The sequence below is a fragment of the Acidovorax sp. KPB24-03 genome (assembly GCF_057546605.1).
Genome location: NZ_BAAJYR010000181.1, coordinates 1 through 7167, shown reverse-complemented (window position 1 = coordinate 7167; position 7167 = coordinate 1). Strand labels below are relative to the sequence as shown.

Below are 7167 nucleotides of genomic sequence, written 5' to 3'. Positions count from 1 at the left end.
CGAGATCACCTGGGCGGCCAGCTATGGCGCCTGGGGAGATGTGCAGGAGGAATACAACCCGCACCGGATCGAGCAGAGCATCCGGCTGCAGGGCCAGCAGCTCGATGCCGAGACCGGGCTGCATTACAACCGATTCAGGTACTACGACCCTCACTGGGGCAGTACATCACGCAGGATCCCATTGGGCTAGATGGGGGAGTTAATAAATATATTTACCCCTTAATCCAATAATTTATGTGGATCCTCTGGGTTTGACAGAGACGACCACTCCTGAACTGGCCAATCAAGATGGACGTGCCAGCGGAGTCAATAAAGTAATAGGAATAAAAAAAGGTGGGGAGAAAATAAATAATGGCGCTAAAAAAATGGAAGGCGCTAACAAAAAAGATATGGATGTTTATGATTGCATCATGAGTGGTCCTGCTTGCAGTAAGAGTTCTGCTGAGATGGAAGATATGAGAGAATCAGCAAGGAAAGAAAGAATTCAAGGTATGAAAGATATCGGGCAAGGTTCGGTTGATGTCTATAAGTCAACGCCAGGAACGTTGGGGAATGGCATTCCTGGTGGGAGAATTCCAAAAACCATGAAAAAATTATTTATTTCATTTTTTACGGCAGTTTCTGTTGTGGCGTTTGCACAGGCTGATGCCCCTGCGAGAAATTCAATTGTAAAAATTAATGGCCATGAATTTATTCTGCCTACGGGATGTGTGCAGATTGATGGCAAACGTTATCGGTTTAGATGCTTGCTCTCGACGGGAGAGGACGTTGCATTGGGTGTGGATGAAGGGCCAAATTTTGAAAAAATAATAAAATCTCCAAATGATAAGGAGGGGGTTTTAGATAGGATTGTGCAGGAAACGTCCTATGGATATTATGTGAAATACCTTTCTAGAAAGAATGGGAGTCAATATAATTTTATATATTTAAAAGATAAAGAAATTACTGTTTTTGGTGGGGATGTGGCATTGGTCTACTATTTTTCTATGCTTATTAATAATGTCAAAATTGATAATTAAAAATGGCGTGATCAAGTGTGGAAATGGGCTTGCCATACTTTAAAAAAGAAACCTACTCAGAGAGCGCAGCACATCGGTCGTTAGCTAGGATGCATACGGCACTGCCTGTGCGACTATCTGTGCACGCCGATCGGATGGGTGGATGGCAATGGCGAGAAGGCCGGCGAGATTACCTGGGCAGCCAGCTATGGTGCCTGGGGAGACATGCAGGAGGAATACAACCCGCAACGGATCGAGCAGAGCGCCCGGCTGCAGGGCCAGCAGATCGATGCCGAGACCGGGCTGCATTACAACCGCTTCAGGTACTACGACCCACACCTGGGGCAGTACATCACTCATGATCCCATCGGCCTAAATGGGGGTAGAAATATCTCTATACAAATCAACCCATCACCATGATTGACCCGCTAGGATTGGAGGCCAACCTTCTGGAAACTTTGCGAATGGCTATCTTGTATCGCGTTCCAACTATCCTGGAGATTCAATAGGCATAGATGTAAGGCAGGCCATTCAAAAGCCGGAAGGAATGACGGATTGTGAGTTTCTCAAGAAGCTGAAGAAGGCGTCGGAAGAATACTGTAATTGCCTTCCGTATTCCAAGCCTAATGTCTCTCTGATTCCTGGAACGCAGGATGGGCAAATGGATCCCGGTACATACAATAGCAACTCGTATGTGTCTGGTGTCATACAGAGAGTTGGAGCAGTTCCTCCAACGCTGAACACTGGGGGCAATTGGCAGGCGCCTGGATACGGCAATCCTTTGCCTATCAGCAATATTGTTGCTCCTGTTGGAACAGTCGAGGTCAAATGATGAAGAGAACGATTTTTGGATGCGGCGATAGGATCGTTGAAGTTGCTTTTTTATCTTTGTGTCATTATTTTCTTGTCGGTGTTTTCAATGTATTTCATTGATTACAATACGAATTGGCTGGAGGCCTTGCCAAAGAGGGAGTATTTGGTTTTGGCGGTCGCGACGCCTTTTTGCTTGTTTGCAATAAAGAGGTTTAAGCTTCCGTCAATCTTTCTGGCTGCTGTATTCTTGGTGCCAAGTTTTTATGTGATATATTTTATTGTGGCCTGTTCGATTTTTAAAGATTGTATTTAAAATCGCTGCTTAAACGCTCCAAGCTTATCATCCTGTTTTCTACTTTTTGCGAAAGACGTTTAGGCAAAACCGCACCTCGCGGGCTGCTCTGGGCCGCAGATTATCTGGCGCTCGGTTTGAGGCTGGTAGGTGTCGGTTGTAACCGGGGCGAATTTCCCGGGGCATGCGGCGGCGGCCAAAGCCGCGTTACAACGGTGCTATCCCGCCACGGGCCGTGTGCGGTAGAACTGCATCGGCACCGCCTGCATGTCGCGCGCGTGCTGGTTGAGCACCGACTTCTTCATCTTGCCCACCACGTGCATCTCGCAAGGCTTGCAGTCAAAGCGCAGGGTGAGCTTTTCCTTGCCGTTGATGAGCTGCAGCGGCTCGGCCTTGATGGTGCCCTTCACGCCGATCACGCCCTTGGCCTGCTTGGGGCACAGGCTCATGGAAAAGCGCACGCAGTGCTTGGTGATCATCAGGCTGACTTCGCCTTCTTCTTCCTTCGACTCGTAGGCCGCGTCGATCACCTTCACGCCGTGCTTCACGTAGAAGTCGTGCGCCTTCTGGTTGAACACGTTGGCCAGATAGGTGAGCGTGTCTTCGGGGAAGGGCGCGGGGGGCTGGACAGGCTCGGCGCGGGGCAGGCGCACCAGGCCGGCGGCGCGCGCGGATTCGAGCGCGGCCACCGCGTCGCGGCGTAGCGGGTTCAATGCCGAGGCCGGCACGAACCAGGGCTGCGACAGGCTCAGGGCGATGTCATGCACGGAGAACACCGTGGCGCCGAAGCGGCCGAGTTGCTCGCGCAGCGTGCCTCGGCTTGGGGTCCGTCGGTGGCGCGCTGGTGCGGGTGCACGATCGCCGCGCTGCCGACGAAGCCGTCCTCGTCGGTCAGCGTGAGGTCGAAGCCGTCGGGCGTTTCGGACAGCTGTGCCCACAGGCCGATGCGCCGGTCGCTTGACTTCTTGTCGAGCGTGCGCACCCAGTCCATATCGCGGTTGCGGTTGATCTCCAGCCCCTTTCGCAGGTCCTTGAAGCCGGCGATGGGGTCCTTGGGGAACACGCGCCACAGGCCCTTCTTGGCGTTGACGGCTTCGGCGCGGTTGATCTGCAGGCCCACCAGTTCCTTTTGCAGGTCGTAGTAGCACAGGCCGTCGCCGTTGTGCAGCACAGTGTCGGGGCTGGACAGTTCTAGTTCGGCGAAGTTATCGCCCACCTTGGTGACCCACCCGATGGCGCGGCCCGGCGTCTTGGGCGTGTCGAACGCGCCGATGTCGTCTTGGCGTCCGTTGACGAAGTAGTCGGTGAACTCGCGGTTGAAGTTCTGGTCGGGGTCGGGCGTGAAGGTGAACGTGGTACGCCCGGACGATGAGCGCGCCAGCGGCTCGGCCGAGAACTCGCGCTCTTCGATGATCTCGTCGAGCAGCTTGCGGTAGTGCGCCGTGATGTTCTTCACGTAGCCCATGTCCTTGTAGCGGCCCTCGATCTTGAAGCTGCGCACGCCCGCATCGATGAGCGCCCGCAGGTTGTCGCTCTGGTTGTTGTCCTTCATCGACAGCACGTGCTTTTCGTGGGCGATGATGCGTCCGCTGCCGTCCAGCACCTCGTACGGCAGGCGGCAGGCCTGGTTGCAGTCGCCCCGGTTGGCGCTGCGGCCGGTGTGCGCGTGGGTGATGTAGCACTGGCCGGAATAGGCCACGCACAGCGCGCCGTGCACGAAGAATTCGATGGTGGTGCGCGCCGGGTCGGTGGCGGCGCGCACGGCGGCGATCTCCTGCAGGTCCAGCTCGCGCGCGATCACGATCTGCGACAGGCCCGCGTCCTGCAGGAAGCGCGCTTTCTCGGGCGTGCGGATGTCGGTCTGGGTGCTGGCGTGCAGCTGGATGGGCGGCAGGTCCAGTTCGAGCAGGCCCATGTCCTGGATGATGAGCGCGTCGGCCCCGGCGTTGTATACCTGCCAGGCCATCTGCCGTGCGCCTTCCAGCTCGTCGTCCCGCAAGATGGTGTTCAGCGTGACGAAGATGCGGCTGTGGAAGCGGTGCGCATGGCGCACGAGGCGCTCCAGGTCGCGCAGATCGTTGCCCGCGCCGGCCCGGGCGCCGAAGGCCGGGCCGCCGATGTAGACGGCGTCGGCGCCATGGTTGACGGCCTCGATGCCGATGTCGGCGTCGCGCGCCGGGGAAAGCAGTTCGATCTGGTGGGGCAGCAAGGACATGGGGCGCGATTATCCCAGCGGGCGCTGCCGGTGCCTACCCGGGCCGGCATTAGCGGCGCGAATGTCCCGCAATCTGCACTGAATTGGTGCGATTTATCCCGGAACCGGTGCGTGGCGCGGCTAGCATACGCACGCTTGGCCGCCGGCCCCGGCGGCTTTCCAACGACAAGGATGGAGACTTTGAGAGTGCTGAACGCTTCCCGACTGAGTTTTTCCCTGCGGTCCACCGCGCTGGCCTGCGCAGCCCTGGTGGCCTGCGGCGCCGCCATGGCCCAGGACGTGCAGACCGTCAAGATCGGCCACGCCGGCCCCCTGTCGGGCGGCATCGCCCACATCGGCAAGGACACCGAGAACGGCGTGCGCCTCGCGCTGGACGACCTGAACACGCAGAACCTGGTGATCGGCGGCAAGAAGATCCGCTTCGAGCTGGCCGCCGAAGACGATGCCGGCGACCCGCGCCAGGCCACGGGCGTGGCGCAGAAGCTGTGCGACCTGAAGGTGGCGGGGGTGGTCGGCCACCTGCAGTCGGGCACGTCGATTCCCGCCTCGTCCATCTACGACAAGTGCGGCCTGCCCCATATCACGGCCGCGGCCACCAACCCCGACCTGACCAAGCCCGGCTACAAGACGACCTTCCGCCTGATCGCCAACGACAGCGCGCTGGGCGCGGCGCTGGCCCTCTACGCGGCGGACCACCTCAAGCTCAAGACCGTGGCGATCATCGACGACCGCACGGCCTACGGCCAGGGCGTGGCGGCGGTGTTCAAGGCCACGGCGCTGCAAAAGGGCCTGACGGTGGTGTCCGAAGAGTTCACCAACGACAAGGCCACGGACTTCATGGCCATCCTCACTGCCATCAAGTCCAAGAAGCCCGACGGCATCTTCTACGGCGGCCTCGATGCCCAGGCCGGCCCCATGCTGCGCCAGATGGAGCAGCTGGGCTTGGGCTCGGTGAAGTATTTCGGCGGCGACGCGCTGTGCACCGAGAAGCTGCCCGACCTGTCGTCCAAGGCGGCCGTGCTCAAGAACGTGACCTGCGCCACGGGCGGGGCCTCGGTCACCAAGATGCAGGGTGGCGCCGAATGGAAGAAGCGCTACGACGCCAAGTTCCCCGGCCAGTTCCAGATCTACAGCCCGTACGCCTACGACGCGGCCATGGTGCTGGTGGACGCGATGAAGCGTGCCGACTCGGTGGACCCCAAGGTCTACGCGCCATTCCTGTCCAAGACCCAGTACAAGGGCGTGACGGCGAACATCGCGTTCACGCCCAAGGGCGAGCTGACGGCGCCGGCCGTGACGCTGTACCACTACCCGGCGAATGCCCGGGTGGCGCTGAACTGATCCTGCACCCCGAGCGCGCCCGCCAGCGCGCTGTTCTTCGTTACAGTGGCGGCTCTGTCCGGCGCCGCCGCCGATGCCACTCCCCGTGCGATTTCGATCCCGTGACCCCGTGAATGGGCCGCAGGGTGAGTCGGCGCGTGGCACGGCATCGGGCCGCCGCCGGTCGCGCAACACACGGAGAACTGACCATGCGCATGGGATTCGGACTCGTGGGCCTGCTCGTGGCCCTGGCGATCGTCGCCGTCCTCGTGAAAAAGCAGATGGGCGCCACGCGCGCCTCCGTGCCCGTCATCGCGGTGCCGGGCGCCCAGCCGCCGGCCAGCGGGGCCTCGGCCGCCACCGTGCGCGAGCAGAGCCAGCAGGTGCAGCAACAGGTCAAGCAGCAGATGGAAGCGCTCATGCAGCAGGCCCGCCCCATGCCGGAAGACGAATCCAAGTGAAATCGGGCCCATGCCGGCGTTTTTCATGCCCTGGTAGCTATAAAAATAATAGCAAATGATGGATTCGGCCGACGACGAAGATGCGCGCTGGATGCGCCACGCCCTGGCCGAGGCGCGTGCTGCGGCCGAGGCGGGCGAGGTGCCCGTGGGCGCGGTGGTGGTGCGCAACGGCGAAGTCATCGCCACGGGCCGCAACGCCCCCATCGCCGGCCACGATCCCACCGCGCACGCCGAGATCGCCGCGTTGCGGGCGGCGGCGGCGCGCCTGGGCAACTACCGGCTGGATGGCTGCACCCTCTACGTCACGCTGGAGCCCTGCGCCATGTGCAGCGGCGCCATGCTGCACGCCCGCCTGCCGCGCGTGGTGTACGGGGCGCAGGACGCCAAGACCGGCGCGGCCGGCTCGGTCGTCGATCTGTTCGCCGAGCCGCGGCTGAACCACCACACCCAGGTGCGGCGCGGCGTGCTGGCCCCGGAGTGCGGCGAGTTGCTCAGCGGTTTTTTCCGCGAGCGGCGCAGCCAGCAGCGCGCCCGGGCGCTGTCGGCCCACCCGTGCGCGATGACGCGCTGCGCACGCCGGACGCCGCCTTCGCCGGCCTGCCCGATTACCCCTGGGCGCCGCACTACCTGAGCGACCTGCCCGCGCTCGCCGGCTTGCGCCTGCACTACCTGGACGAGGGCCCGCGCGATGCCGCCCGCACCTGGCTGTGCCTGCACGGCCTGCCCACCTGGAGCTACCTGTACCGCCACATGTTGCCGGTGTTCGCCGCCGCGGGCGACCGGGTGGTGGTGCCCGACCTCATCGGCTTCGGCCGCAGCGACAAGCCCAAGAAAGAGGCCGCCCACCGCTTCGAATGGCACCGGCAGGTGCTGATCGAATGGATCGAACGGCTGGACCTGCGCCACGCCGTGCTGGTGGTGCAGGGCTGGGGCGGGCGCTGGGCCTGACGCTGCCCATGGCCCTGCCCGGGCGGTTCGACGGCGTGCTGGCCATGAACACCTGGCTCACCGGCGCCGATGCGCCGGTGCCCTCCCGCCTGCAGGCATGGCAGGCCGAATGCGCCCGGC

At 61.2% G+C, this 7167-nt stretch carries 5 protein-coding genes and 2 pseudogenes; 6 read left to right on the top strand and 1 reads right to left on the bottom strand.

Going from position 1 to position 7167, the window contains the following annotated elements:
• The 3 genes from AC27KI_RS16360 to AC27KI_RS16350 form a co-directional block, all read left to right on the top strand.
• On the top strand, window positions 1–190 hold a 190-nt coding region (locus AC27KI_RS16360), incomplete at its 5' end, for an RHS repeat-associated core domain-containing protein (RefSeq protein WP_487114765.1).
• A 61-nt stretch (window positions 191–251) separates the two neighbouring features.
• The gene (locus AC27KI_RS16355) at window positions 252–1019 is read left to right on the top strand and encodes a hypothetical protein (protein ID WP_487114763.1); all 768 of its coding nucleotides are present in this window, start codon (window positions 252–254) and stop codon (window positions 1017–1019) included.
• Window positions 1020–1157: 138 nt separating this feature from the next.
• Window positions 1158–1418 (top strand): RHS repeat-associated core domain-containing protein, encoded by a 261-nt coding sequence (locus AC27KI_RS16350; RefSeq protein ID WP_487114761.1) that lies wholly within the window; start codon window positions 1158–1160, stop codon window positions 1416–1418.
• A 903-nt stretch (window positions 1419–2321) separates the two neighbouring features.
• Here the strand turns inward: AC27KI_RS16350 and AC27KI_RS16345 are convergent.
• Window positions 2322–4318: pseudogene (locus AC27KI_RS16345) on the bottom strand (peptidase U32 family protein).
• 171 nt (window positions 4319–4489) lie between these two features.
• On the opposite strand from AC27KI_RS16345, the gene AC27KI_RS16340 reads away from it, so the two are divergent.
• The 3 genes and pseudogenes from AC27KI_RS16340 to tadA all read left to right on the top strand — a co-directional run.
• Window positions 4490–5659 carry a branched-chain amino acid ABC transporter substrate-binding protein gene (locus tag AC27KI_RS16340; RefSeq protein WP_487090229.1) on the top strand — a complete coding sequence of 390 codons (1170 nt, stop codon included), beginning with the start codon at window positions 4490–4492 and terminating at the stop codon, window positions 5657–5659.
• 188 nt (window positions 5660–5847) lie between these two features.
• Window positions 5848–6099 (top strand): hypothetical protein, encoded by a 252-nt coding sequence (locus AC27KI_RS16335; RefSeq protein WP_317354221.1) that lies wholly within the window; start codon window positions 5848–5850, stop codon window positions 6097–6099.
• Between the two features lie 58 nt (window positions 6100–6157).
• Window positions 6158–7167: pseudogene (gene tadA / locus AC27KI_RS16330) on the top strand (tRNA adenosine(34) deaminase TadA); the annotation flags it as partial.

Excerpts from the sequence above, each read along its gene's own strand:
- AC27KI_RS16335 (WP_317354221.1), top strand. The coding sequence starts at position 5,848 with ATGCGCATGGGATTCGGACTCGTGGGCCTGCTCGTGGCCCTGGCGATC.
- AC27KI_RS16340 (WP_487090229.1), top strand. The coding sequence starts at position 4,490 with ATGGAGACTTTGAGAGTGCTGAACGCTTCCCGACTGAGTTTTTCCCTG.